Origin of the sequence: Thioclava sp. GXIMD2076, assembly GCF_037949795.1 — a bacterium.
In the GTDB taxonomy this organism is placed as follows: Bacteria; Pseudomonadota; Alphaproteobacteria; order Rhodobacterales; family Rhodobacteraceae; genus Thioclava; species Thioclava kandeliae.
The window spans coordinates 103264-128561 of record NZ_CP149934.1 but is presented as its reverse complement, the minus strand read 5'-3'; the positions used below and the strand labels follow the sequence as shown (position 1 = coordinate 128561).

At 63.1% G+C, this 25298-nt stretch carries 22 protein-coding genes; 10 read left to right on the top strand and 12 right to left on the bottom strand.

The window, feature by feature from the left end:
* Window position 1: 1 nt before the first annotated feature.
* The 5 genes from WDB91_RS17635 to WDB91_RS17615 form a co-directional block, all read right to left on the bottom strand.
* Entirely contained in the window at window positions 2–1435 is a 1434-nt protein-coding gene (locus tag WDB91_RS17635) for a c-type cytochrome (RefSeq protein ID WP_339115458.1), read from the bottom strand.
* A 1-nt stretch (window position 1436) separates the two neighbouring features.
* Window positions 1437–3026, bottom strand: coding sequence for a GMC family oxidoreductase (locus WDB91_RS17630; protein WP_339115457.1), 1590 nt, complete (start codon window positions 3024–3026; stop codon window positions 1437–1439).
* A 45-nt stretch (window positions 3027–3071) separates the two neighbouring features.
* Window positions 3072–3617, bottom strand: a complete 546-nt coding sequence (locus WDB91_RS17625) for a sugar dehydrogenase complex small subunit (protein ID WP_339115456.1) — start codon at window positions 3615–3617, stop codon at window positions 3072–3074.
* Window positions 3618–3957: 340 nt separating this feature from the next.
* Entirely contained in the window at window positions 3958–4815 is an 858-nt protein-coding gene (locus WDB91_RS17620) for an asparaginase domain-containing protein (RefSeq protein ID WP_339115455.1), read from the bottom strand.
* A 64-nt stretch (window positions 4816–4879) separates the two neighbouring features.
* Window positions 4880–6745, bottom strand: a complete 1866-nt coding sequence (locus WDB91_RS17615) for a sigma-54-dependent Fis family transcriptional regulator (protein ID WP_339115454.1) — start codon at window positions 6743–6745, stop codon at window positions 4880–4882.
* A 261-nt stretch (window positions 6746–7006) separates the two neighbouring features.
* Here WDB91_RS17615 and WDB91_RS17610 point away from each other — a divergent pair, with 261 nt between their 5' ends.
* Entirely contained in the window at window positions 7007–8080 is a 1074-nt protein-coding gene (locus tag WDB91_RS17610) for a 2,3-butanediol dehydrogenase (RefSeq protein WP_339115453.1), read from the top strand.
* A gap of 140 nt (window positions 8081–8220) precedes the next feature.
* A complete protein-coding gene (locus WDB91_RS17605) occupies window positions 8221–9963 on the top strand; it encodes an NAD(P)/FAD-dependent oxidoreductase (protein WP_339115607.1) in 1743 nt (580 codons plus the stop codon).
* A gap of 22 nt (window positions 9964–9985) precedes the next feature.
* On the opposite strand, the gene WDB91_RS17600 is transcribed toward WDB91_RS17605, so the two are convergent.
* Entirely contained in the window at window positions 9986–10273 is a 288-nt protein-coding gene (locus tag WDB91_RS17600; protein WP_339115452.1) for a DUF1330 domain-containing protein, read from the bottom strand.
* Between the two features lies 1 nt (window position 10274).
* Window positions 10275–10955, bottom strand: a complete 681-nt coding sequence (locus tag WDB91_RS17595) for a GntR family transcriptional regulator (protein WP_339115451.1) — start codon at window positions 10953–10955, stop codon at window positions 10275–10277.
* Between the two features lie 110 nt (window positions 10956–11065).
* Between WDB91_RS17595 and WDB91_RS17590 the strand changes: the two genes are divergently transcribed.
* The 6 genes from WDB91_RS17590 to WDB91_RS17565 all read left to right on the top strand — a co-directional run bounded on the left by WDB91_RS17590 (window position 11066) and on the right by WDB91_RS17565 (window position 18323).
* Window positions 11066–11668 (top strand): amino acid synthesis family protein, encoded by a 603-nt coding sequence (locus WDB91_RS17590; RefSeq protein ID WP_339115450.1) that lies wholly within the window; start codon window positions 11066–11068, stop codon window positions 11666–11668.
* On the top strand, window positions 11643–12464 hold the full coding sequence (locus WDB91_RS17585; RefSeq protein WP_339115449.1) for an alpha/beta hydrolase: 822 nt from the start codon (window positions 11643–11645) through the stop codon (window positions 12462–12464). The genes WDB91_RS17590 and WDB91_RS17585 overlap by 26 nt, the downstream gene beginning before the upstream one ends.
* Window positions 12461–13387 (top strand): flavin reductase, encoded by a 927-nt coding sequence (locus WDB91_RS17580; RefSeq protein ID WP_339115448.1) that lies wholly within the window; start codon window positions 12461–12463, stop codon window positions 13385–13387. The genes WDB91_RS17585 and WDB91_RS17580 overlap by 4 nt, the downstream gene beginning before the upstream one ends.
* 4 nt (window positions 13388–13391) lie before the next feature.
* Window positions 13392–14465, top strand: coding sequence for an LLM class flavin-dependent oxidoreductase (locus tag WDB91_RS17575; RefSeq protein WP_339115447.1), 1074 nt, complete (start codon window positions 13392–13394; stop codon window positions 14463–14465).
* Window positions 14440–15906: an aldehyde dehydrogenase gene (locus WDB91_RS17570; RefSeq protein WP_339115446.1), complete on the top strand. Its 1467-nt coding sequence runs from the start codon at window positions 14440–14442 to the stop codon at window positions 15904–15906. Before WDB91_RS17575 ends, WDB91_RS17570 begins: the two co-directional genes overlap by 26 nt.
* A gap of 131 nt (window positions 15907–16037) precedes the next feature.
* Window positions 16038–18323, top strand: a complete 2286-nt coding sequence (locus WDB91_RS17565) for a molybdopterin-dependent oxidoreductase (protein WP_339115445.1) — start codon at window positions 16038–16040, stop codon at window positions 18321–18323.
* A gap of 5 nt (window positions 18324–18328) precedes the next feature.
* Here the strand turns inward: WDB91_RS17565 and pdxY are convergent, their stop codons facing one another.
* From pdxY to WDB91_RS17545, 4 genes are all read right to left on the bottom strand, one after another.
* Window positions 18329–19174 carry a pyridoxal kinase gene (gene pdxY / locus WDB91_RS17560; protein WP_339115444.1) on the bottom strand — a complete coding sequence of 282 codons (846 nt, stop codon included), beginning with the start codon at window positions 19172–19174 and terminating at the stop codon, window positions 18329–18331.
* Between the two features lie 238 nt (window positions 19175–19412).
* Window positions 19413–20675 carry an amino acid permease gene (locus WDB91_RS17555; RefSeq protein WP_339115443.1) on the bottom strand — a complete coding sequence of 421 codons (1263 nt, stop codon included), beginning with the start codon at window positions 20673–20675 and terminating at the stop codon, window positions 19413–19415.
* Entirely contained in the window at window positions 20668–21027 is a 360-nt protein-coding gene (locus WDB91_RS17550) for a cupin domain-containing protein (protein ID WP_339115442.1), read from the bottom strand. The genes WDB91_RS17555 and WDB91_RS17550 overlap by 8 nt, the downstream gene beginning before the upstream one ends.
* A gap of 4 nt (window positions 21028–21031) precedes the next feature.
* Window positions 21032–21772: a YqcI/YcgG family protein gene (locus tag WDB91_RS17545; RefSeq protein WP_339115441.1), complete on the bottom strand. Its 741-nt coding sequence runs from the start codon at window positions 21770–21772 to the stop codon at window positions 21032–21034.
* A 133-nt stretch (window positions 21773–21905) separates the two neighbouring features.
* Here WDB91_RS17545 and WDB91_RS17540 point away from each other — a divergent pair, with 133 nt between their 5' ends.
* Both WDB91_RS17540 and WDB91_RS17535 read left to right on the top strand, forming a co-directional pair.
* A complete protein-coding gene (locus tag WDB91_RS17540; RefSeq protein ID WP_339115440.1) occupies window positions 21906–22346 on the top strand; it encodes an Lrp/AsnC family transcriptional regulator in 441 nt (146 codons plus the stop codon).
* A 405-nt stretch (window positions 22347–22751) separates the two neighbouring features.
* Window positions 22752–24335 carry a sodium/solute symporter gene (locus WDB91_RS17535; protein ID WP_339115439.1) on the top strand — a complete coding sequence of 528 codons (1584 nt, stop codon included), beginning with the start codon at window positions 22752–22754 and terminating at the stop codon, window positions 24333–24335.
* Between the two features lie 5 nt (window positions 24336–24340).
* On the opposite strand, the gene WDB91_RS17530 is transcribed toward WDB91_RS17535, so the two are convergent.
* A complete protein-coding gene (locus WDB91_RS17530; protein WP_339115438.1) occupies window positions 24341–25261 on the bottom strand; it encodes a helix-turn-helix transcriptional regulator in 921 nt (306 codons plus the stop codon).
* Window positions 25262–25298 lie beyond the last annotated feature (37 nt).

The following is a 25298-nucleotide window of genomic DNA, read 5'->3' as shown; positions in this document are numbered from 1 at the left end:
GTCAGGCCGTTTTACGGCTGCGTTTGACCACCCAGAAAATCAGCGCGATGATCACCAGTGCTCCAATGACAAAGCCGATAATCGCCAGAGCCGCCGCATTCTTCAGCAGGAAGGGCAACGGTGCACCGGCACGGATCGATGCAACCTTGGAACCCGTCAGGCCCGCATCGCCACGGCCGAACTGCGCCGTAACAAAGTTGCTGACCGCGGCGATCTGGTCGTTATCGAGACCCGTATGGATCACCTGCGTTTCGGGCGCGAAGGCGGGCATGACGGCATTGCCATCAGCACTCTCGCGGTGGATCCCGTCGACAATCGCCATCACGAGGTTGTCCGGCGTCTCGGCACCGACGGCGGTGTTCTGGGTCAGCGAAGGGAAATGCCCGTCATCGCTGCCTTCGCCATTGATGCCGTGGCAGGCCGCGCAGTTCACGTTATACAGAAGCGGACCATTGGTGGTGCTGGTATCGGTGTAATCGTTGGTATCGGACGCCCCCTCGCCCGGCTCGTATTGCGTCCAGTCAACCGGCGAGACCTTGCCATAGGAATAGGCGGGCTGCGCCGTTTTCGAGGTCGCAATTGCAGGGATCGTTTTCAGATAGGCTGCGATCGCATGGGTATCCTCATCGGTCAGATGCTGGAAGCTGTGTTCCACCGCATCCGCCATCGGGCCACCGGCCTGCGCCTTGCCTTCGACATGACCGGTTTTCAGATAGGTCGCGATCTCGTCCTCGGACCAGCCACCAATACCGCTATTCTTGTCGGGCGTGATATTTGAGGCCATCCAGCCATCGACCACGGCGCCCGAAAGGAACTTGTCGCTCTCTTCGGCCATCATCGAGTTGCGCGGCGTGTGGCAGGTCGAGCAATGCGCCAGACCATCCACCAGATATTTCCCGCGGTTCTGCTGGTCATTCAGCTTCGGATCGGGGGTGAAGGGTTTGCCATTGGCATAAAGCAGATCCCATGCCGCCATCTCGCCCGGCAGGTTGAAGGGGAAATCCAGCTCCGTCTTGCGGACAGGATCGGCGTCCACCGGCTTCACAGCCTGTTGGAAATAGGCATAAAGCGCCTTCATGTCGTCATCGGTGATATTCGAATAGGACGTGTAGGGCATCGCCGGATAAAGCCTACGACCATCGGCGCTGACCCCTTCACGCAAGGCACGCGCGAACTGTTCCTCGGTCCAGTTGCCGATACCGTTGGTCTTGGAGGGCGTGATATTGGAGGAGATGATCGTCCCCATCGGCATTTTGAAGACATAGCCACCGGCCATGGCCTCACCGCCTTTGGTGGTGTGGCAGGCCGTGCAGTCGCCAGCCTTCGCCAGATATTCGCCCCGTGCCACCAGATCGTCCTGCGCAAGCGCGGGGGCGGCAAAAGCCCCCAGCAGCAGCGCTCCTGCAAGGCCGGCTTTCAAGCGAGCATGCAACATCTCAGACCTCCTTCGCGATGATATCGGCCGAACGGATGCCAAGGGCCACCGCGGTCAGGGTCGGGTTGACAACGCCTGCAGCCGGAATGATCCCGACGGAGGCAATAAAGAGGTTCTCGTGATCGTGGCTGCGGCCCTCATGGTTGACGACCGAGTTTTTCGCATCATCCCCCATGATCATCGTGCCCATCAGGTGGTCGTGGTTCTCGAAGCCGTTGATACGCAGGATTTCTCCGCCCATCTTGTTATTGATGTCGTGATACATCTCGCGCGCCTTCACGGCCCCCGCTTTCACATAATCATCAACGTCGAAATGGATCTTGATCCCCGGCAGGCCGATGCTGTCTTTCCAGTTCGGGTTCGGCTGGATGCGGTTGGCCGGATCGGGCAGCATCTCGAAGAAGGAATAGACATACATATAGCGCGAGGACTGATCCATGATGCGCTCGTCCAGTTCCTTGCCCATCAGGCCCGCCTTGATGGCGGCATCGGCCAGACCGATCTGCGGGTTGCCGTTGGCGAGCGCGGATTTGTTCGCCGAATGCTCGGAGCGGAAATCGCCGTCGCGCCAGTTCATGATGGTGGCCTGCTGCACCGGACCACGGCCCGACCACATGGTATCCTTGGCAAGGAATTCCATCGAGATCCCGATATGGTCCATCAGGTTACGACCCACCATATCGGAAGAGTTGCCGATATCGTTCATCATCATCAGCTTGGCGGTCTCGAAACTATGGGCGGCCAGCACGAAGGCCTTTGCGGTCAGGCGGTGCTCCTCACCCTCGGGGGTCAGGTAGCGCACGGCGGTGATCTTGCCGCCCTCGCCGGTCTCGATCTTGTGGACCACCGCTTCGGTGATCAGTTTCGCGCCCTTCTTGGTGGCGCGGTCGGCATGGATCGAGCCGTTATAAAGCGTGCCGATCGGGCAGACCTGATCGCAGTTATTATTGCCCTGACAGGCCGGACGGCCATCCCAGGGCTTGTGGATCCGCACGGTCGGCTCGTGGCAGGTCTTGTAGCCAGCCTCCACCAGACGGTCGTTCAGGACCTGCGCGTTATAGGAATATTTCTCGTTATCGATCGGATAGGGCTTGGAGCGCGGCGGGAAGGCCTCGCCTGCATGGTTGCCCGACTGGTCCTCGGTATCCGAGCCCGCAATCCCCAGCTGGTATTCGGCGCGGGTGTAATAGGGTTCGAGATCGTCATAGCTGATCGGCCAGTCGCGGCCCTTGCCATAAAGCGAGTTCAGCTTGAAATCATTGGGAACATAGCGCCATGTCGCACCGCCCCAGTGCCAAGTGGTGCCGCCCACCAGCTTGAGCATACCGGGCATCATGTTGAAACTGCCCGAGTTTTCCAGATAACCCGGCTGGTAGCTCGTCGGCGCCCAAGGGTTGTTCGGATAGGGGTCGTTATGGTCGTAATGACGCCCCGAATTGCGGAAATTCATGAGGATTTTCCAGCGCGGCACCGACGGGCCCGCCTCGAGGATGATCACCGATTTGCCTTGATCGACGAGCTCGTTGGCGACGTTGGAACCAACCGCCCCCGAGCCGACCACGATCACATCTGCATCGTATTCTTGAGCCAAAATGGGTATTCCTTATTAGATTTGAAGACGTGGGTGAGCGGTGGCTCAGTTGGTCTTCGGAAGCTCGACCCAATAATCCGTGCCCCAGCGCGAATAGCTCGGGATCGGCGTGTAATCATGGGTCAGCTGGAATGTGAGGGCCTCGGTAAAGGTCACGAATTTCACGTCATCCACGGCGCTCTGCCCCTTGGGCGTGCCGACATAGCCGAGATAGAGCGCCGAGATCATGTCCTGTGCGGTCTGGCGGATGCTACCCTCGAAACCGGGCATATCTTTCAACGCTTCGATATCGGTCGCACCGCTTTGCGCCACGAATTCCTGCAACGCGTCCATATTCGCGGGGAAGTCGGGGTTGTTCTCGGTGAGTGCTGCCTGCGCGCGCATGGCAAGTGCGGCATTTACGTCCTTGCCGGTCAGCAGGCTGGCCAGATTGGCGACATCGGTCTGCGCGGGTGCGGTCTTTGCAAAGGCGCGGCTGGCAACGGGGGTCACAGCCAGAAGCGCTGCGGTCGTACCAAGAAACTTGCGCCGAGACATCACGCCAGCAGTCGGGCGCGTCGCGGCGCCTCCCGCTTTGATGAAATAATCCATGACTAGGGCTCCAAAAATGTTGCGTGGGACGAATCCCTTCGGATCGAGCGGCGGAATACCGCCGTATACCGAGCCGATTATGCGCGACACTTAGCCTGCGAATATAAATCCGCAATACATCTAAGCATGGCTATTATAACCGAGTTAATTACTCGAAATTACTGATGTATCACAAGTTCGGCAACGATTTGAGCAAAGCTGCTACCGCTTCGTGATCATCAAAATCGGGAATACATCTTTGGCGTGTATATCGCATCAGGATGATGCTTTCGCCTCAGCAGCATATACGCCATCTGATGCGCCTCTCGAGAGTCGAAATCACAATGATTTCACTGGAAAGTCAGTGGGCGAGATCCAGAGACAGCCGCACAAGCGCCAGCTCGACCGTCTCGGTCCCGCCGCTGGTGCAGCCGCTTTGCCAGAACTGCGCTCCGGCGGCATAGAGTCCCGGAGCCAGACCGCCCGTCAGGCATTGGCTGACCACACGGATGGGCATGCCTCGCGCCGTGGCATCGGCCACGGCCTGCACCAGATCCGCGCGCTCGGGGAAGGTTCCCGCACCATAGATCCGCAAGACAACCGCGTCGAAACATCCCAGCTGCGCCGCAAGCGCCTTTGCCGATAGACCGGGGGCGAGCGTGAGAACGCCGATATCCACATCCTCGCGGAACCGCTTACCCTGATCGCCCACGCGCGCGGCCGCCTGCGGGACCGAAATGAAAGCTTGGGGCGCATGGCTGTCAGTCTTTGTCACGCCTGCGCCCGCAAGGATGGCGCCATTCACCGCCACCGTCACGCCAGCGGCGCCGGTGACCAGATGCCCCATCGCGACCCGCAGGCTGTCCTCGGCATCCGCCTTCTGACCCAGAGGCTGCATCGCGGCGCAGAGCACGACCGAGCGCTCGGGCGCAATCACCTGCGAAAGCGCCGCCGCCGTATAGCCCAGCGTATCGGTGCCATGGGTGATCAGCACCGGCCCGTCATAGGCCTCGACCAGATCGGCCAGCCGGTTCCAGTCGGAGGGCATGATATTGGCGCTGTCGATCAGCGGGTCGAAGGTCACCACATCCAGCGTCACGCCTTCGGGCAGGTTCGCGCGCAGATAGGCCTCGACCACCCCCTCACCCGGCACGAGCCCCTGCTCTGAGGGCACCATACCGATCGTGCCGCCGGTGTCGATCAGACGCAGGTTAGTCATGTGGGTCTCCGTTCGCGTGGCCTCCGGTGCATCTGGCAAATGGACCGGCTTTTGACAACCATGTTTAACGTCGCACCAGCCCGTATCGGTGCATCTGGCGGTGGATCGTGGAGCGGTTCACCCCGAGCCTGCGGGCCGCCTCGGAGATATTACCTCCCGTCTGGCGCAAGATATGGGCCAGCAAGGCGGCGTGGCTTTCCTCCGGCGGAGCGGCTTCGGGGAGGGGCAGCGCCAGATCGGCACAGTCAAGACAGAGCCTCTGCTCCAGCCCGCGCCGCGACAGATCCACCGTTGTCTGGCGGGCAAAATCGCGCAGTTCCGACATATTGCCCGACCATGGCTGCTGCGTGACCCATCGTGCAGCATCGGGAGCCAGCGTGACGGGCTGGCGCATTGCCTCGGAGAGCGCCATTTCCGCCAACCAGACCAGATCGCGCCGGTCCCTCACCGCAGGGAGCGCCAATGTATTCTGGTGCAAGGAAAAATATAGATCGCGGCGCAACAGCCCCTTGGTGAAGGCCTCCTCTGTGGGCATCCCAAGCGAGGCGAAAATCCGCATCCGCGCCTTGCGGGGCCTCACCGCCCCGACCGGACGCCATTGCCCCTCCGCCACCAGCGATACCAGCCGCGCCTGCGCTTTGGGCGGCAATTCCTCCAGCCGGTCGAGATAGAGCGCGCCCCCTTGCGCCTCCTCGATCAGCCCTGGCTCAAAACCCTGCCGCGTCTCGCGCCCGAAAATCGCGGGCTCCTCCTCGGCCAGAAACTCGCCACAGCGCAGAGGAATGAATTTCGCCACCTGTCCCGCCTCGCAGATCGCCCGCGCCAGATGGCGTTTGCCCGCCCCCTGCGGCCCCGTTAGCAGGACAGGCCCCTGCGCGAAGGCCAGCTCGCTGGCCCGCGCGATCACGCGGGTCATCGCCGGATCGTCGCGCACAAGGGCTCTGAGCGATTGCGGCATGGGCCGCGCGGGGCGGGAATGTCGGGCAGGCTCGCGGCGCGGCTCGATCGCATGGGCAAAGAGGCGGTGGCCGTCGCGGGTTTCGACGATCCGCTCGCGGGCGGGGGTGTGGCGGGTCAGCTCCTCGATCCGCGTGGGGTCCAGATGCAGGATCTCCGAGATCGGACGTCCCAGCAGCAGATCCGGCCTGCGCCAGTCCTGCCCGAGAGCCTGCGCGATCATCCGCGCCGCGCCATGCGTCATGCCGGTCACACGGCCCGCCGCATCCAGACGCAGCGCCGCCTCGGGATCGGTATCCAGAAACTCGGCGCTGGTGCCCAGCCGCAAGACCCAATCGCGGCGGCTCTCGGCCATGATATTGGCCATCTCTATCCGCCGCGCCGTCTGTTTGACCAGATTGAGCGCCAGCGACTGGCTGACCCGCGCCCGCGGTGAGGACAGCAGCGAGATGTCGAGCACCGCGCTCAGCCGCCCCGAGAGATCATGGATCGGCGCAGCCGTGCAGCTGAGACCGGTATGGGTGCTATCGAAATGGTCGCTCTGATGCACGATGATCGGCTCGCCGCCCATGATACAGGCCCCGAGCGCACAGGTCCCCGCCCGTGCCTCGGACCATTCGGCGCCCAGATAGAGCCCCGATTGCTGCAGGTCCGCGCGGCGGTTCTCCTGCCCCAGAAACTCGACCGTGACACCGGCCGCATCGGCCAGAAGCAGAACATAGTCCTGACCCGCCACCAGCTTGTAGAGATCTTCGATCCCCGAGCGCGCGATGGAGATCAGATCGCCCGAGCGCTCGCGATGCTGGCGCAGCACGCGGTTTGGCACGATATAGGCCTCGGAGCGGCGGGCGGGGTCGAGCTTGTGCTCGCTCAGGCAGCGGCGCCAGCTGGCGGCAATCGCCGGATCGCGTCCGATGGCGGCCCCGTGCGAGACGGCCTCGATTTCGCGGATATGCTCCCTGATCCTGTGCATACGTCCCCCATCCCCCTGCCGCGCCCTGTGGCAGAGCAAAGCCTAGTCCACATCTGCCTATCAGGGAACGGGGTCGTCTGCATGGCGCAGCATTTGTGCGGCAATGCAGCGTAACTGTTGCGCAGAGATGCAACAGCTGCCGCGGGGCCTGCAACAGGTTGCCGCAATAACCCCCTGAAAAGACAGCTTAACATAAGCTGAGCTATTTTGTCGCAGCCAGTGGCGCATCATGGGAGACGTAAAAGTTAAGGAGAAGCGTCAATGAAAGCGCTACGGTTTCACGCGGCCAAAGACCTGCGTGTAGAGAATATCGAAGAGATCGCCAAACCCGGCCCCGGCCAAGTGGCGGTGAAGAATCGTTTCGCCGGTATCTGCGGCACCGACCTGCATGAATATGTTGCCGGCCCGATCTTTGTGCCCTCCGAGCCCCATCCCTTCACCAAGGCGGTTCTGCCGCAGGTTCTGGGCCACGAGTTCGGCGGCACGGTCACGGCTGTGGGCGAAGGCGTGACCCATGTGAAAGTGGGCGACCGGATCTCGTGCCAGCCGCTGGTCATGCCGCGCTCGGGCGATTACTTCTCGGATCGCGGGCTGTTCCACCTGTCCGAAGATCTGGCGCTTGTCGGCCTGAGCTGGAATGGCGGCGGCTTTGCCGAAGGCTGCGTGATCAACGACTATAATGCGGTCAAGATCCCCGACAGCATGTCGGATGAGGAAGCAGCCCTTGTGGAACCCACCGCCGTGGCCGTCTATGCCGCAGAGCGTGGCGAGATCACTGCAGGCGATAGCGTGCTGATTACCGGCGCAGGCCCGATCGGGATGCTGGCGCTTCTGGCCGCCAAAGCTTACGGCGCAACCAAGGTTTTCCTGTCGGATGTCAACGAGACGCGCCTGAAAATGGCCCGCGATATCCTGCCCGAGGTGATCACGCTGAACCCGATGAAGGATGATGTCGTGGCCCGCATCCGCGAGGCGACCGAGGGTGGCGTGGGCTGCGACAAGGTGATTGAGGCCTCTGGTAACGAGGCCGCTCTCAACACCGGCCTGCAGGCGGTGCGCAAGCAAGGCACCATCGTTCAGGTGGGGCTCCATACCAAGGACAGCAAGCTGCATTGGCATGACGTGACCTTCAAGGATGTCGATGTGCGCGGCGCATGGGCCTATCCCACCTATTACTGGCCCAAGGTCATCGACCTGATCGCCACCGGCGCGGTCCCTGCGGCCAAGATTGTCACCAAGAAGATCAAGCTCGACGATGCGGTCAAGGAAGGCTTTGACGCGCTGCTTGATCCGGCGGGCAACCACCTCAAGATCCTGATCGATCTGGAGGCATAAAATCCCGCATCGGCGCGCATCAGGGGTTTGAGGAGGCCCCGCGCGCCGATGCTTCACCAGAGCCAAGGGAGGAGAAACCTATGCTCGATACGTCCCAACACGGCGCTTTGCAGGCGCTCGTGAACGATCTCGAACGCGCGATGATTGCCTGCGATGCGCAGGCGGTGGCCGATCTGTTTCTGGAAGACAGCTATTGGCGCGATCTGGCAGCCTTCACATGGAACCTGAAGACGCTTGAGGGGCGTCCGGCAATTGCCGATATGGCGGCCGCACAGCTGCCGGTGATCCGCGCACAAGCGCTACATCTGGACCCGTCGGAGGCGGTGACAGAGGCCGATGGCGTGACCGAAGGCTGGCTCCGGCTCGAGACCTCGCTGGGGCGCGGCGTGGGGTATATCCGGATGAAAGAGGGCAAGATCTGGACCCTGCTGACGACACTTCATGAGCTGAAAGGCCATGAGGAGCCGCGCAAACTGCGCCGTCCGATGGGGGCCGAGCACGGCCATGACCCGAACCGCCTCTCGTGGAAGGAACAGCGCGAGCAGGAGGCAGCAAGCCTTGGCATCGAGACCCAGCCCTATGTGCTGATTATCGGCGGCGGTCAGGGTGGCATCGCCTTGGGTGCGCGGCTGCGGCAGCTGGATGTGCCGACCATCGTGGTGGATGCGCATGAGCGGCCCGGTGACCAATGGCGGCAGCGCTATAAATCGCTCTGCCTGCATGATCCGGTCTGGTATGACCACCTGCCCTATATCCCCTTCCCCGATAACTGGCCGGTCTTTGCGCCCAAAGACAAGATCGGGGACTGGCTCGAGATGTATACCCGCGTGATGGAGCTGAATTACTGGTCCTCCACCCGCGCGACATCGGCGCAATATGACGCGGCCAAGGGCGAATGGACCGTGGTGCTCGACCGCGCGGGCGAAGAGATCACCCTGCACCCCAAGCAATTGGTGATGGCCACCGGCATGTCGGGCAAGGCGAATGTCCCGCAGATCAAGGGGCAGGATGTCTTCAAGGGCGAGCAGCAACATTCCAGCCAGCATCCCGGCCCCGATGCCTATCGCGGCAAAAAGGTGGTGGTGATCGGGGCGAATAACTCGGCCCATGATATCTGCGCCGCCCTTTGGGAGAATGGGGCGGATGTGACGATGGTGCAGCGGTCCTCGACCCATATCGTCAAATCCGACAGCCTGCGCGAGGTCTGTCTGGGCGCGCTCTATTCCGAAGAGGCGGTGGCAAACGGCATCACCACCGATAAGGCCGATATGATTTTTGCCTCATTGCCCTACAAGATCATGCATGAGTGGCATGTCCCGCAATATGCCGAGATCAAGGCCCGCGATGCAGACTTCTATTCAGCACTGGAAAAGGCGGGATTCATGCTCGATTTCGGCGATGATGAGTCGGGTCTGTTCATGAAATATCTGCGCCGTGGCTCGGGCTACTATATCGATGTGGGCGCTTGTGATCTGGTGATCGATGGCTCGATAAAGCTGCAATCGGGCAAGGGGATCAGCCATCTGACCGAAACTTCCGTGGTGCTCGATGATGGCACGGACCTCCCCGCCGATCTGGTGGTCTATGCGACGGGTTACGGCTCGATGAACGGTTGGGCCGCCGATCTCATCTCCCAGGAAGTCGCCGACAAGGTCGGTAAATGCTGGGGCCTGGGCTCCGACACCACCAAAGACCCCGGTCCATGGGAGGGCGAGCAGCGCAATATGTGGAAACCCACCATGCAGGACGGCCTATGGTTCCACGGCGGTAACCTGCACCAGTCACGCCATTATTCGCGCTATCTGGCGCTGCAGCTGAAGGCACGTCATGCGGGGATCGACACGCCCGTTTACGGCCTCGCGCCGCCCCATCACCTGAGCTGACAAATGGGGCGCTACGCGCCCCTTACATCCCTTCGGTGAGGAAGATCTCGGCGCGGCAAGCGCCTGCGCGGGCCTCTCGGGCCGCGCGATATTCAGGCGAGGTGTAACAGGCTTTGGCTGTGGCCAGATCGGCAAATTCGATCACCACATGGCGCTCCCATCCGGGCCCTTCCATCGCCTCGGTCACGCCGCCACGCGCCAGAAACACCGCGCCGTATTTCTGGAAGGCCGCAGGTGCCAGCGCCTGATAGCCGCTATAGGCGTCGGGGTCGGTCACCGTCACCCGCGCGATCCAGTAGGCTTTGGGCATGTCAGCTCTCCTCGCGTTTCAGAAGCGTTTCGGCAATCGCGGAGGCGTCTTTCAGATGCGCCTCGACCGCCAGACGGGCGGCCTGCGCATCATGGGCGGCAATCGCCTCGCAGATCGCGCGCATATGGCCCGGGCCGGACACATCCCGGTCGGCGCTGGTCAGCGTCATGATCCGGAGCCGCGAAATCCGGCTGTTCAACCGGCTCACGATTTCCCACGCGATATTGTGGCCCGCGCCCTCGAAGATCACCTCGTAGAACCGTGTCGTGGCCTTGAAGAGCGCCGAGCTTTCATGCTGCAGCGCCGCCGATTCCAGCTCGCTCAGCGCCTTGCGCAGGCGGCGCTCCTGCGCGGGCGTCAGGCTGCGCGCGCAGGCCTCCGCCGCATCACTTTCCAGCTTGCGCCGGATCTCGTAAATCTGGCGGGCATCGGCCCATGTCATCCGTGCGACAATCGGCCCGCGATTGGGCACATGCTCCACCAGCCCCTCGGCATCGAGATAGCGCAGGCTCTCGCGCACGACCGTGCGGCTGACGCCCAGCTGTTCGCACAGAACCCGCTCGATCAGCCGCTCGCCGGGCTTGAACACGTCATTGATGATCGCATCACGCAGGCGGTCAAGCACCACCTCGCGCAGGGTGATCGGCTGCTGGTCGATCTTATTGAGGCCAAGAGTTGTCATGGCATTTTCCTATCAGATCCGCCCTCATACGACAAGCTTGATTGTAGGATTGTATTACGGTATTCCATGAGTCCATAATACTAAAAAATAGAACCAACCGGGAGCGTTCAATGCCTGCTGAGATTCGCAAGACATTGCTGCATATCGAAGACACGCTGATCGAAGGCGGCAAAGTGGCCGAGACCCCTTTGCGCATGATCGCGGCCATCGCCGTTATCCGTAACCCTTGGGCCGGAAAGGGCTTTGTAGAAGACCTCCGTCCCGAGATCCTTGATTGCGCACCGGGCCTTGGCGCGCTGCTGACCAAGATGATCCTTGATGCCGCAGGGGGCGGCGACAAGGTCGAGGGCTATGGCAAATCTGCGATTGTGGGCCTCAATGGCGAGGTCGAACATGCCTCGGCCCTTATCCACACCCTGCGCTTTGGCAACCATTACCGCGAAGCGGTCGGTGCCAAATCCTATCTGGCCTTCTGCAACACCCGCGGTCCGGCCAATGCCCCCCTTTATATCCCGCTGATGGACAAGAATGATGGCGGCCGTCGCAGTCATTATCTGACCATGCAGCTATCGGTGGCCGATGCCCCCGCCGCAGATGAAATTGTCATCGCGCTCGGGGCCTCGATCGGTGGGCGCCCGCATCACCGCATCGGTGACCGCTATCAGGATCTGAAGGAGATGGGTGGCGATGTCGACAACCCTGCATCTGTCTGAGCGTCTGGGGACGCTCGGGGGGATTGACGCAGGCAAGGGTGCGCCACTGGTGCTGATCCATGGGGTGGGGATGAACTCCGCCGCATGGGGACCGCAGATCGAGGCGCTCTCGGACCGCTATCAGGTAATCGCCCTCGATATGCCCGGTCATGGGCAAAGCGCCCCCCTGCCCGACACCGCTCGCCTGCCCGATTATGTCGGATGGCTGCATCAGGTGCTCGAGGCGCTCGATCTGGGGCCGGTCAGTCTGGCGGGCCATTCGATGGGGGCGCTGGTGGCCGGTGGTATGGCGGTCGAGCATCCCGATCAGGTCACTCGCGTGGCGCTGCTGAACGGAGTGTTCCGCCGCGATCCCGCCGCCCGCGAGGCGGTGATTGCCCGCGCGGCCCTCATCGCGCAAGGCGTGTTCGATCTGACCACACCGCTCACGCGCTGGTTTGCAGAGACCCCCGGGGAGCAATCCGCGCGCGAGAAAGTGGCCGGGTGGCTGAAGGCGGTGGACCCGAATGGCTATGCCACCGCCTATCGGGCCTTTGCCGAAGGGGATGCCACCTATGCTGACAGGTTTGCCCAGATCACCTGCCCGCTTCTGGCACTGACAGGATCGGGTGACCCCAACTCGACCCCCGCAATGGCCGAAGCTATGGCACGAGCCGCTCCTCGCGGCCGCACGCTCATAATCGAAGACCAGCGCCACATGGTGAATCTGACGGCCCCCGCGCGGGTGAATGCCGCGCTGGAGGAATGGCTTGCGATACCGGCGCTTGCACCGGTTACGGGAGGAGGTGCCCCATGACCCAGCTCGATCCACGCGCGCTCCGCGATGCGTTCGGGTCATTCCTGACCGGTGTGACCGTGGTCACCACCCATGACGAGACTGGCAAGCCCGTAGGCTTTACAGCAAATTCCTTTACGTCCGTTTCCCTTGATCCGCCGCTTCTTCTTGTCTGCCTCGCCAATGGCTCGCGCAATTACCGCGCCTTTACCGAGAGCCGCGGCTTTGCGGTGAATATCCTCTCCGAAGACCAGAAAGACATCTCCAATACCTTCGCGCGGCCCTCAGAGGACCGCTTCCGCGACCTGCATTGGTGGCCGGGTCCCAATGGCGCACCGGTGATCGGTGATGTCTCGGCATGGTTCGACTGCGTTCCCCACCAGATCGTCGAGGCGGGTGACCATGTGATCCTGATCGGGCGCGTGGAGGCGTTCGGCACCAGCCCTACCGCAGGTCTGGGCTATGCACGCGGGGCCTATCTGCGCCCCGCAACCGAGGCCCGTGCGCTTGACCGGATCGATTCAGGCGTGGAGGTCAGGGTCTCGGCCCTGATCCGCCACGAGGACCGCGTCCTTCTGGTGAGCGACCGCAACGGGGGCCTTGCCCTGCCCGAGACGAAGGTCGGGCGTGACGGGGTCTCGGCCGCACTCGACCGGCTTCTGGAGGCCACGGGGCTCGATGCCCGCAAGGGGTTTCTCTATGCCGTCTATGAAGATACGCGCCGCAACTGTCAGCATATTACCTTTCACTGTGATGCCGCAGGTGGGGTGCCGCAAACCGGCGCTTTCACCGAACTCGTCCCGTCGACATTGATGGATCTTGCCGATCCAGCCACCTGCCAGATGCTGAAGCGTTTCATGGAGGAAACGCGCATCGGCAGCTTCGGGGTTTATTACGGAACGCAGACCAGCGGCGAGGTCCGCACGGTCTCTGCCGGGAGCTAACGGTATGAAATTCTCGCTTTTCGCGCATATGGAGCGCATCTCTTCCGAAGATAATCAAAAACAGCTTTACGACGAATTCATCGAATTGTGTAAGATCGCCGATGAAGGCGGCATGCACGCCGTCTGGACGGGCGAGCATCACGGGATGAATTTCACCATCGCGCCCAATCCGCTTCTCAGCCTCGTGGATGTCGCGCGTCACACCAAACATGTGCGCCTTGGCACCGGCACGGTGATCGCGCCCTTCTGGCATCCGATCCGGCTGGCGGGCGAGGCGGCGATGGCCGATATCATCACCGACGGGCGCCTTGATCTCGGCATTGCCCGCGGGGCCTATACGTTCGAATATGACCGGATGATGCCGGGGCTCGACGCATGGGGCGCGGGCCAGCGCCTGCGCGAGCTGGTCCCTGCGGTAAAGGCGCTCTGGAAGGGGGATTACGCCCATGAGGGCGAATTCTACCAGTTCCCCAAAACCACTTCGGCACCGCTACCGCTGCAAGAGAACGGCCCGCCGATCTGGGTCGCCGCCCGCGACCCCAACAGCCATGAATTTGCCGTGGCCAATGGCTGCAACGTGCAGGTCGCGCCGCTGTGGAAGGGCGAGCCAGAGGTGCAGCATCTGATTGACACGTTCAACGATGCCTGCGCCAGACACCCCGAAATCCCGCGCCCCAAGATCATGCTTCTGATGCATAGCTATGTGGCCGAGGACGCGGCGGATGCCAAGGAAGCGGCCCGCGAGTTCAACCGCTTCTACAACTATTTCGGCGCGTGGTTCATGAACAAGCGCGAGATCACCCAAGGTCTGATAGCTCCTCTCTCGGACGAGGAGATCGCGGCCCATCCGTTCTACACGCCCGAGGCCATGCAGCGCGATCTGGTGATCGGCACGCCCGAGGAAGTCATCGCCCGCCTCCGCACCTATGAGGCGCAGGGCTATGACGAATATTCCTTCTGGATCGATTCCAGCCAGAGCTTCGAGCGCAAGAAGGCGTCGCTCTTGCGGTTCATCAACGAGGTGATGCCCGCCTTCAAGAAGGAGGATGCCGATGCAGAGCTTTCAGCAGTATATTGACGGCACTTTTGACGCTGGATCGGCGCAGTTCGAAAGCCTCGACCCCGCAACGGGGGCGCCCTGGGCACTGATGCCCGAGGCGAAATCCGCCGATGTGGACCGCGCGGTGGAGGCCGCCCATCGTGCCTTCCTCTCGCCCGAATGGGCGGGAATGACCGCGAGCGCACGGGGCAAACTGCTCTACCGGCTTGCCGACCTGATTGCCGAGAACGCGCAGGCGCTGGCCGAGATCGAGACCCGCGACACCGGCAAGATCATTCGCGAGACCCGCGCCCAGATCGCCTATGTGGCCGAGTATTACCGCTATTATGCGGGGCTTGCCGACAAGATCGAGGGGGCGCATCTGCCCATCGACAAGCCCGATATGGAGGTCTGGCTCCGGCGCGAGCCGATTGGCGTGGTGGCCGCCATCGTGCCGTGGAACTCGCAGCTGTTTCTTTCGGCGGTCAAGATCGGGCCGGCACTGGCGGCGGGCTGCACGGTCGTGCTCAAAGCGTCAGAGGACGGCCCCGCGCCGATGCTGGAATTCGCCAAGATCTTTGATCAAGCAGGTTTTCCCAAAGGGGTGCTCAATATCGTGACAGGCTTCGGGGCGGAGTGTGGCGCGGTGCTGACCCGCCATCCCAAAGTGGCGCATGTGGCCTTTACCGGCGGGCCGGAGACCGCGCGCCAGATCATCCGCAATTCGGCCGAGAACCTCGCCTCGACCTCGCTGGAACTGGGGGGCAAATCGCCCTTCATCGTCTTTGACGATGCCGATCTGGACAGCGCGGCCAATGCGCAGGTCTCGGGGATCTTTGCCGCCACCGGCCAGAGCTGTGTGGCGGGCTCGCGGCTACTGGTCCAGAACGGGGTGAAGGACGCTTTTCTGGCAAGGCTGAAGGCCAAGGCCGAAGCCTGCATCATCGGCCCGCCCGATGATATGGGCACCGAGATCGGCCCCCTTTGCACCGCCCGCCAGCGCGCGCATGCACAGGAGCTGATCGCCCGCTCGCTGGATCAGGGCGCGACGCTGGTCACGGGCGGCACAGTGCCGGACCGTGCGGGCTACTACTTCCCGCCCACCATCCTCGATTGCACCGATGCCCGCGAGGCCGATTGCATCACGCAGGAATTCTTCGGGCCCGTGCTGTCGGTCGTGGGGTTCGACACCGAGGACGAGGCCATCGCTCTGGCCAATGACACGGCCTTCGGGCTGGCCTCGGGGGTGTTTACCCAAAGCCTCACCCGCGCGCACCGGATGATCCGCGCGATCCGCGCGGGCATTGTTTGGGTGAACACCTATCGCGCGGTCAGCCCGATGGCGCCTTTCGGCGGGCACGGGATGTCGGGGCATGGGCGCGAGGGCGGGCTGGCCGCCGCACTCGATTACACCACCGTCAAAACGGTCTGGCTGCGCACCAGCGACGATCCCATTCCCGATCCATTCGTGATGCGGTAAGGACAACTGCCCAATCGGGTGGCGCGGGAGTAATCCTGCGCCACCAGCCCGAAAAAACCTGAGCCTGCCTATGGCTAAGCCACTTTTCCAGTGGCATGGTCTGCACGTGTAATCCGTGCATGAGGCCCGCCATGACTTCCCGCCAGACGCTTTCCCATTGGGGCACCTATGATATTGTCGAAGGCCCCAAAGGGGTGCGGCTGAAGAGCAATGCGCTCGATCCCGACCCTAACCCGATCGGGCTGCACCAGCTTTCGCCCGAGGTGGCACGCACACGGGTCTTGCGGCCCGCCATCCGCAAGAGCTGGCTCGAACAGGGTCCGGGTGCGCGACCCGATCTGCGCGGACGCGAAGCTTTTGTCGAGGTCAGCTGGGACAAGGCCGCCGAACTGGCAGGGGCCGAGCTGGACCGCATCCGCCAGACCTATGGAAACAAAGCGATTTTCGGCGGCTCCTACGGCTGGGCTTCGGCGGGGCGCTTCCATCACGCGCAATCGCAGGTGCACCGTTTCCTTAACACGATCGGCGGCTATGTCGCCCATCGCGACAGCTATTCCCTCGCCGCCGCACGGGTGGTTCTGCCGCATGTAGTGGCACCGATGGCTTGGCTGATGAACAACCACAACACATGGGACGATCTGGCCGCGCATTGCGATCTCTTCCTGACCCTTGGCGGGGTGCCGCTGAAAAACGCACAGATCTCGCAGGCGGGTGTCGCGCGTCACCGCGTGCGCGAGGGGCTGCGCCAGATGGCCGGTGCGGGGGTCGAATGTATCAATGTCTCACCGCTGCGCGACAATATGGAGACCGGCGCGCCTGTCGAGTGGCTGCCAATCCGCCCCGGAAGTGACACCGCCTTCCTTCTGGCACTGGCCCATGAAATCCGCGCGATGGGCGCGCATGACCGCGCCTTCCTTGACCGCTATTGCACCGGTTGGGAAAAATTCGAGCCCTATCTGACGGGGGCCAGAGACGGTCAGCCCAAAGATGCCGACTGGGCCGCCCCCTTGTGCGGGATCGAGGCCCCCACGACCCGCGCCCTTGCGCGCAAGATGGCCGGCAAGCGGGTGATGATCAATATCGCATGGGCGCTGCAACGGGCCGAACATGGCGAGCAGCCTTTCTGGATGGTAGTTACACTGGCCGCGATGCTGGGTCAGATCGGACTGCCCGGTGGCGGCTTCGGCGTGGGCTATGGCGCCGAGAACCTGATGGGTAGCCCGCATGCCGAGCTGCGCGGGGCCTCGCTGCCGCAGGGGATCAATCCGGTGAAGGAGTTCATCCCCGTAGCGCGGATCGCGGATATGCTTCTCACTCCGGGCGCGCCTTTCACCTATGATGGGGAAACCTATAGCTACCCCGATATCCGGCTGGTCTACTGGGCCGGCGGCAACCCCTATCACCACCATCAGGACCTCAACCGGCTGGAGCGGGCCTGGCAGAAGCCCGATACGATCATCGTGCATGAGCAGGCATGGACCGCCACCGCGCGGCGCGCCGATATCGTGCTACCGGTCTCGATGGCGCATGAGCGCGAGGATCTGGGCTATGCCACGATGGAGGGGGTGGTGATGCATACCCATAAGGCGGCCGAGCCCCCCGGACTGGCCGAGAGCGATTATGCCATCTTCACCCGCATCGCCCGGGTGATGGGCGTTGAGGAGAAATTCACCGAGAACCGCAGCGAGGCCGAATGGATCGAGAGCCTCTACGGCCGTATGCGCAAGATGTGGGCGCGCGAGGGGGTCGACCTGCCCGATTATGCCGCCTTCAGCGAGGCCGGCGTGATCGATCTGCAGCCCCATGATCCGCCCGAGCAACGCGTGATGCTGAGTGCCTTCCGCGCAGATCCCGAAGGCGCACCGCTCGAGACGCCCTCGGGCCGGATCGAGATCTTCAGCGAGGCAATCCATGCGATGGGGCTCCCAGATTGTTTCGGCCATCCCACCTGGCTGCCGCCCGGCGAATGGGCGGGAGAGGCCGCCCCCGACCAGTTCCACCTGATCTCGGACCAGCCCGCCCGCAAGCTCCACAGCCAGCTCGATGCCTCGCCGCATAGTCTGGCGGGCAAGATCCACGGGCGCGAGCCGGCCCATCTCAACGACCGCGACGCCGCGCGTCTGGGTCTGGCCTATGGCGATCTGGTCGAGATCCATAATGCGCGCGGGCGCTGTCTGGCCTCTGCGGTGCCCGATGCGGGTGTGGCGCCCAATGTGCTAAGGCTCTCGACGGGCGCTTGGTTCGACCCCTGTCCCGAGACGGGGCTCGAGCGCCATGGCAACCCCAACGTGCTGACACAGGACCGCCCCGCCTCCCAGCTCTCGCAGGGATGTGCGGCCCATAGCTGTCTGGTCCGCATCGTGAAAGCCACACAGGCCTCAGCGCCCGCCCCCTTCACGCCGCCCGAGCTGGCATAGGCCGTTCAATCGCCCAAGGTCAGCAGCGCCTTGCGGAAGCCGGGTTCGCTCAGCACCACCTCGCCCGCGCCCAGATCACGGGCGTGGGCCAAGGCGACAGAGACCAGATCCTGCGCACGGGCCACCGCTTGCTGTAAGGTCATTCCGCGCCCGAGGCAGGCCACGATCAGCCCCGCGAAAAGATCGCCGGTCCCGGGCAGAGCAATCGGTAGATGGGTGACCGGATGGCGGCTGGGCACGCCCTCGCCCAAGATGATGCTCTCGATCTTGCCCGCAGGCGTATCGTTCAACGCACATCCCGTCACCACGAGCCGCGCCCCGGGCGCCAGACGCAGATCGGCCCTCGCGTCCTCCAGACCGGCCAGCGTGTCGATCTTGCGCCCCGTCAGCCATCCCAGCTCGAAAGGGTTGGGCGTGGCCAGATCGGCCATCGGCAAAAGACGCTCGCGCATTACATCGGCAATGGCTTCGGGCACATAGAGACCCGGCCCCTGATCGCCCATCACCGGATCGCATAGGTAGATCAGATCGGGGTTCTGCGCCTTGGCATCAGCGATAAAATCAGCGGTTTGCTTGGCCACCTCGAGCGAGCCGATATAGCCCGTCACGATGTAATCGGCCCGCCGTGGCAGATCGCGTTCCTGCGCCCCAAGGAGAAGATCGGCAAAGAAACCGGGCGGCAGCGCCTGGCCCCGGAGCGTCGGATAATCAGGGGTATTGGAGAAGATCACCGTCGGGATCACCGCCACCTCCAGCCCCGCTGCCTGCATCGGGAAAGCAGCCGCCGAATTTCCGACATGGCCGAAGACGACCTGACTCTGGATCGAGATCACGAAGGGCGGTCGGGTCATGGCGGGCTCCGGCGATGGGTGACGATCATAGGCGATACGCCCCGATCGGGGGCGGGTCAATATTTCGGGCCTCCAATTCGGGCATCCGGTTCCGGCATCCAGTTCCCGGCAGCAGTTCTGGCCCCCTCGTCCGGCCAAACCGCGCATAGGAAAAAAGGGCCGATCCGGAGATCGGCCCAGTCTGGGGGAGAGGCAGTTTAAGAGAGACAGGTTATGCCCAAAGGATATCGGTCCCGCCTCATTCGGCGGGGCTGGCAATCGGGCGATCCTTGCCCTGCGCCTTGGCGATCACCAGTCCCAGCGCGATGAGGAGCGCGGGATAGGCGAGCCCCTCGCCCCCGCGCCCGATAAAGAGCGCGGCGACCAGCGCCAGACACAGGAGCGACAGCGCACGGTAAAGCGCCTTGCGCTCGAGGCGCAGAAGGCTTGCCGCCGCACCGGTATAGAGCAGGAGGAAATTCTGCCCCGCCGCCGCCAGAAGCTGCGCCATATCGAGGAGACCGCTGCCCACCAGCGTCACCACGCCCAGAAGCACCGCCACCGTCAGCATCACCGCATTGAGCGGCACGTCATTGCGGATACGGGCGATGGGCGCAGGCAGAAGCCCGTCACGGGCTGCCGAATAGACCATGCGCGAGACCGCCCAGACCGCCGCCGAGAGATTGGCGAAGATCAGCAGGACCGCCAGCGCCGAGATTGCGACGCTCCCGCCGATCCCGAAGGACTGGCCGAAGATCTGCGCGAAGGGCGCAGGCCCCGCCCCCAGCACACCGGCCTTGGCCACGACCTGCGAGAGCACGAGATAGAGCACGACGGCCACCGCGAAAGACAGCGCCATGGCCCGCGGCAGATCGCGCTTGGGATTGCGGAACTCGCCGCCCAGATTGGCGCTGACCTCCCAGCCGGTAAAGGCGAAGAAGACCATCATGAAGGCCATGCCCATATGGCTCAGGCTCGGCACCTCCTGCAGGGGCACGGTTACCGGAGCAGGCGCAGGCGCGACCGCGAGATAGCCCACGATTGCCAACCCGAGGATAAACACCAGCACCAGCGAGGCGATAAAGGTATTGACCCGTCCGGCGGTTTCCGCCGAGAGGAAATTCACGCCCAGTGCGGCCAGCAGGATAATGGCGGCATAGAGCGCCGCGGGCCCGCCGAATGTGGCCGCTACATAATGCCCGCCGGTCAGTGCGATGGCCGGAAGCCCCACCGAGACAGCACCCAGAAACAGCAGCGTCGCGCAGATGCGCCCATGCCGCCCGAACGCATGGCCCATGATCGCCGCGATCCCGCCCGCGTCGGGATAGCGTCTGCCGAGAATGCCGAAGACCCACAGGAGTGGGGCTGCGGCCACGGCACAGGCGATCCAGATCAGCGTGGCGCTCGCGCCCACTTCCTGCAGCGCCAGACCCGGCAGCGTCAGAAGACCGGCGCCGAGGACGATATTGAGCATCATCGCCGTGCCACGGGTGACGCCGAGGGATTTTTTCAGCTCAGCCATTATCCGCTCCAAACTGGGACAGATCGACCGCCTGGAAGGCGATGAGATAGCGCACGCCATCTTCCATCGCGATGGAGCCGTGGCGCACGCCCGCAGGCAGCGAGATCACCGAGCCTGCACCGCAAATCTGCGCGCCGCCCTCCCAGTAGAATTTCGCATGCCCCTCCAGCACCACCAGGGTCTCGTCATTGTCATGCACATGCCAGGCATGCTCCTTGCCGGGCTGGTCCTGCTGCACCTCGATACAGCCCTGCACGGGCATGAGCGCCTCGACGATCGACCAGTAATCGGCTCTGGTTGCGGAGATCTGGCGCACGCTCGGGGATTTGAGGCTCAGGTTCAGGTCTTTCATGGGATCATCCTTCCTTGACGAGTTTGAGAGGCGGCTTGCCCAGCTGGTGGTAGGGACAGGCGGGGGTCTCGTTGGTGTCGTCGATAAAATACTGCTGGTATTCGCGATTGGCGGGATCGCCGTAATGGCCGAGCGTCGGCGAGGGGGCGAGCATGTCATATTCGGACAGAAGCTCGCGCACACGGTCGAGCGAACGGGTGATGCTGGGGGCCTTGCTATCGGTGATGCCGTTGAACACCCAACGCGGCTGGAAGGTGATCATGAAGCTGCTCGAGCGGCGGCTCTGGCGCAGCACATGGGCGGGGGTATTGCACACGACAAAGATCGGCTCCCCGCCAAAGGAGAATTCCCATGTCGGATCGTCGAGATTGCGCGAGACACCTTCGGGCTGCGGGCTGTCATCAAGGGCCACCAGACCGTCGAGCAGATCCCAGAACTGGTCGCGATAGGCTTCGAGCGTGTCGACCGGCGTGGGGCGCGCGAAGATCACCAGCGAGGTCATTGCCCCGATCCCGCGGGCCTGCGCCAGATAGTTGCGCAGGATCGGCGCCAGCGTCTCGGGGGTCAACGGCTCGGGGAAGGCAAAGCGCAGCCGGTCCGTCTTGAACCCCGCCACGCCGAAGACACAGGGGAAGGGGCGGCTTTTGCTGGTGAGTGCCGCATCGAATTCGGAAAACACGACCCGCTGCCAATCCTGGCCGCCATACCTTCCGGCCACATCGTTCCGCGTGAGGACTAAATCCATGAATCATGATCCTTGACTGAGTGTTTAAGTGAGTTTGGCCGCGCTGACGTCGCGCCGCATACAGTGCAAAATGCAATTCTCTCTTCGATTCGGAGAAAAATCCCCTATCCTTGTCAGGAATTAAGGAATCGCCATGCAATTGAGCCCGACCGATAATCTGATCCTGGAACTCTTGCGCGAAAACAGTCGTCGCTCGCTGACCGAGATTGCGGATATCATCGGGCTGTCGCGGCCTACGGTGAAGTATCATGTCGACAAGCTGATCGAGACGAAAGTGATCAGCCGCTTCACCATCGAGATGGACCAGACCCATGCGGCCTCGGTCACCACAACGCGCGCGATGTTCGATCTGCGGCTCAAGCGCAATACCTGCTCGGTGGTCTATGCTTCGATCCAACGCTGGAGCGAAGTGGTATCATGCTGGTCGCTGACCGGCGATATCGACATGCGTATCCTGCTGGAGGCGGCCAATCTCGATGTGCTCGAGGAGCTGCGCGACCGGCTTTCGCGCCATCCGGAGGTGATCGATGTGACCACCTCCATCGTGCTGAAATCGTGGCGCGAGAAGGCCTAACGACCAATCGGGCCGCCATCTCAGGCCCCTCTGCCAGACCGCCGCCCCTCCCCCTTTGCCGGTATTTTCTCCGTTCCGGAGGATGTCACCTTGCACCCGCGGCGCGCTTGACGCTTTACGAACCCGCCCTGCGGGCTACCTGCCTGTCAGACGTGACACAGTTTATTGATCACCAGTGAGATCCCTGCCCGGGACTCGGCCCCGAGATCGCCCCGATGACCGGCAGGACACCCGCTCGATAATTTCGGGGGCGGCAGCCATCCATATTTGCGCCTCCGGAACCCGTTTCCCGCACTGCCCTGTTGCCATCTTGCGAAAGGGTAAGGGGCCTGCCGCATCCAGCCGCTGCGCAAGGCCCGCGACGGGCGATCCGCCCGCCGCATCCAGCAAAAAGGAACCCGTCACATGGAATCCGTCCAGACCCATATCACCACATTGGATATTGCCGTGATCATCGCCTATCTCGTCGTGGTGCTGGCGATCGGGATATGGGTCTCGATGCGAACCAAGACCGGCGATGACCTCTTTCTGGGCGGGCGGTCGCTGGCATGGGGGGCAATCGGCCTGTCGCTTTTCGCTTCCAATATCTCGACCACAACGATCATCGGGCTGACGGGCTCGGCCTATGCGACCGGCATCGCCAGCTCGGCCTTCGAGTGGATGTCGGGGATCCCGTTGATCTTTCTCGCGCTCATTTTCGCGCCGCTTTATCTCAAGGCAAAGGTCACGACGACGCCCGAATGGCTGGATCAGCGCTATTCGCGCAAGGTGCGGCTCTATTTCTCGGCGCTGACCATTTTCTTCACCGTGGTGGTCGAGACAGCGGGCGGGCTCTATGCGGGGGGCGTGGTGCTGACCACCTTCTTCCCCGATCTGCCGCTCTGGCTCAGCTGTATCGCCATCGGGGCCTTCGCGGGCGGCTATGCCGCCACAGGCGGGCTGAAGGCGGTGGTCTATACCGATGTGATCCAGGCGGTGATCCTGCTGGTGGGATGTTCGATCGTCGCCTTCCTGATGTTCCAATCGCTCGATTTCTCGTGGGACCGCGTGCGCGAGGCGTTGCCCGAAGGACATCTCGATATCGTCAAGCCGATCGACGATCCCGGACTGCCATGGCCGGGGCTGTTTCTGGGGGTGTGGATGCTGGGCTTCTGGTACTGGGTGACCAACCAGTATGTGGTTCAGCGGGTGCTGGGCGCGCGCAGCCTGCCCGATGCGCAGCGCGGTGCGCTTTTCGGCGGCATCCTCAAATGCGTACCGCTCTTCATCATGGTCCTGCCGGGGGCGATGGCGGTGCCGCTTCTGCCCGATCTGCCGACGCAGGATATGGTCTTCCCGACGATGATCACCCAGATCCTACCACCCGGACTGACGGGGCTGGTGCTGGCGGGGCTGGTGGCCGCGATCATGTCGACGGTGGATTCCACGCTCAACAGCTCCTCCACGCTTGTCGTGCATGATTTCCTCACCCGCCCCGATCGCGCGGTCGCGCCCGAGGCCGCGCGCAGATATGGCAGCCTGTGCACGGTGCTCTTCATGCTGATCGCCGTGCTGGTGGCGCCGCTGATCCAGTATGCGGACGGGATCTGGTCCTATCTCCAGCAGGCGTTCTCCATCCTCGTGCCGCCAGTGGTGGCCGTATTCTTCCTCGGGGCGGTGTCCTCGCGGGTGGGCAAGACATCAGCGCTTGTCACGCTGGTCTCGATGCATCTCCTTGGGATCATCCTCTTCGTGCTCGGGCAGGTCGGGCTCTGGCCGCTGCACTACACGATCACGGTGGCGCTGATGACGATTGCCTCCTGCCTGCTGCATCTGGGGCTCTCGGCCACTATCCTGCCACGGCATGCGGCTCCCGACGACCATCTGATCTGGACACCCTCCGACCTTGTTACCGAATTCCGCGGCAGCCGAATTGGGCTGATGGATGTGCGGCTCTGGGCCGTTGCTCTGGTGCTCTGTATGGCCGCGATCCTGATCGCATTCTGGTAGGGGCCTCAACGATAGTCCGAGGGGCTCTGCCCGAACTGCCTGCGGAAGGCCGTAGCAAAGGCCGTGGGGCTGGCATAGCCCGCACGCCCTGCCGCCTGCGCGACAGAGTGCCCCTGCCGCAACGCCTGTGCCGCAGCCTCCAGCCGGATCTGGCGCAGACGGTCATGGACGGTGAGGCCATAGCGACGGCGGAACAGCCTGCGCAGGGTCGAGACGCTCACACCTCCCTCTTCGGCCAATGCCCCGAGCGCGGGCAGCGGTCCGGCCGCCTGCGCCATCCGCTCGACCCGCGCAAGACGCGCCTCCTCGACAGGGCTGAGCCTCGCAACTGCATCCCGCACCCCCGCGAGGCCCTGCACCAAAAGGCTATGGGCCAGCCTCTCGGCCTCCAGGAGCGCAGGCCCCTGCAGATCCTGTGGCGGACAGGCCAGAAGGGCGCGGACAGCAAGGATATCCTCGGCCAGAGCGGGCCGCACGGCCTGACGATGAGGCTGACCGTTGAGGATCAAGAGCTGCGCAAAGCCGCGCGCCGCGAGCCACTCCCATGACACCAGAAGCGCCAGCTTACGCACCACCTGACCCGCCCTCACCTTGCGCCGGAAGGCCATCGGGACACCCAGAGCGCTCAGATGCAGCTCGGCGCCCTGCCCGTCCTGTGGACCGATGCTCAACGCCTCCTGCCCCAACATGCCCTCGACCCGTCCTTCGAGCACGAGATGCACCATCACGCCGGGTTGGCGGGTAACATAGGTCACAAGATCCCGCGCGATCACGGTATCCTGCAGCTGCAGCTGTATCCCCGAAGGCAGATCGCGCCGCCCGCGCCCGCCCCGCAGAACCACCTGCGTAGCGGGCAGATTCGCGCCAAAGCCCTCACGGTCGCTGCGTAGACCCGCAGCAATGTCATCCAATGTGATCTCGGTCATGGAAGTCTCCCGATTTTGACGCTCTGGAAGAGCCGAT

What these genes read in the sequence shown, in the direction of transcription:
- WDB91_RS17635 (WP_339115458.1), bottom strand. Translation starts at nt 1,435, where the DNA reads ATGTTGCATGCTCGCTTGAAAGCCGGCCTTGCAGGAGCGCTGCTGCTG.
- WDB91_RS17625 (WP_339115456.1), bottom strand. Translation starts at nt 3,617, where the DNA reads ATGGATTATTTCATCAAAGCGGGAGGCGCCGCGACGCGCCCGACTGCT.
- WDB91_RS17620 (WP_339115455.1), bottom strand. Translation starts at nt 4,815, where the DNA reads ATGACTAACCTGCGTCTGATCGACACCGGCGGCACGATCGGTATGGTG.
- WDB91_RS17615 (WP_339115454.1), bottom strand. Translation starts at nt 6,745, where the DNA reads ATGCACAGGATCAGGGAGCATATCCGCGAAATCGAGGCCGTCTCGCAC.
- WDB91_RS17610 (WP_339115453.1), top strand. Translation starts at nt 7,007, where the DNA reads ATGAAAGCGCTACGGTTTCACGCGGCCAAAGACCTGCGTGTAGAGAAT.
- WDB91_RS17605 (WP_339115607.1), top strand. Translation starts at nt 8,221, where the DNA reads ATGATTGCCTGCGATGCGCAGGCGGTGGCCGATCTGTTTCTGGAAGAC.
- WDB91_RS17600 (WP_339115452.1), bottom strand. Translation starts at nt 10,273, where the DNA reads ATGCCCAAAGCCTACTGGATCGCGCGGGTGACGGTGACCGACCCCGAC.
- WDB91_RS17595 (WP_339115451.1), bottom strand. Translation starts at nt 10,955, where the DNA reads ATGACAACTCTTGGCCTCAATAAGATCGACCAGCAGCCGATCACCCTG.
- WDB91_RS17590 (WP_339115450.1), top strand. Translation starts at nt 11,066, where the DNA reads ATGCCTGCTGAGATTCGCAAGACATTGCTGCATATCGAAGACACGCTG.
- WDB91_RS17585 (WP_339115449.1), top strand. Translation starts at nt 11,643, where the DNA reads ATGTCGACAACCCTGCATCTGTCTGAGCGTCTGGGGACGCTCGGGGGG.
- WDB91_RS17580 (WP_339115448.1), top strand. Translation starts at nt 12,461, where the DNA reads ATGACCCAGCTCGATCCACGCGCGCTCCGCGATGCGTTCGGGTCATTC.
- WDB91_RS17575 (WP_339115447.1), top strand. Translation starts at nt 13,392, where the DNA reads ATGAAATTCTCGCTTTTCGCGCATATGGAGCGCATCTCTTCCGAAGAT.
- WDB91_RS17570 (WP_339115446.1), top strand. Translation starts at nt 14,440, where the DNA reads ATGCAGAGCTTTCAGCAGTATATTGACGGCACTTTTGACGCTGGATCG.
- WDB91_RS17565 (WP_339115445.1), top strand. Translation starts at nt 16,038, where the DNA reads ATGACTTCCCGCCAGACGCTTTCCCATTGGGGCACCTATGATATTGTC.
- pdxY (WP_339115444.1), bottom strand. Translation starts at nt 19,174, where the DNA reads ATGACCCGACCGCCCTTCGTGATCTCGATCCAGAGTCAGGTCGTCTTC.
- WDB91_RS17555 (WP_339115443.1), bottom strand. Translation starts at nt 20,675, where the DNA reads ATGGCTGAGCTGAAAAAATCCCTCGGCGTCACCCGTGGCACGGCGATG.
- WDB91_RS17550 (WP_339115442.1), bottom strand. Translation starts at nt 21,027, where the DNA reads ATGAAAGACCTGAACCTGAGCCTCAAATCCCCGAGCGTGCGCCAGATC.
- WDB91_RS17545 (WP_339115441.1), bottom strand. Translation starts at nt 21,772, where the DNA reads ATGGATTTAGTCCTCACGCGGAACGATGTGGCCGGAAGGTATGGCGGC.
- WDB91_RS17540 (WP_339115440.1), top strand. Translation starts at nt 21,906, where the DNA reads ATGCAATTGAGCCCGACCGATAATCTGATCCTGGAACTCTTGCGCGAA.
- WDB91_RS17535 (WP_339115439.1), top strand. Translation starts at nt 22,752, where the DNA reads ATGGAATCCGTCCAGACCCATATCACCACATTGGATATTGCCGTGATC.
- WDB91_RS17530 (WP_339115438.1), bottom strand. Translation starts at nt 25,261, where the DNA reads ATGACCGAGATCACATTGGATGACATTGCTGCGGGTCTACGCAGCGAC.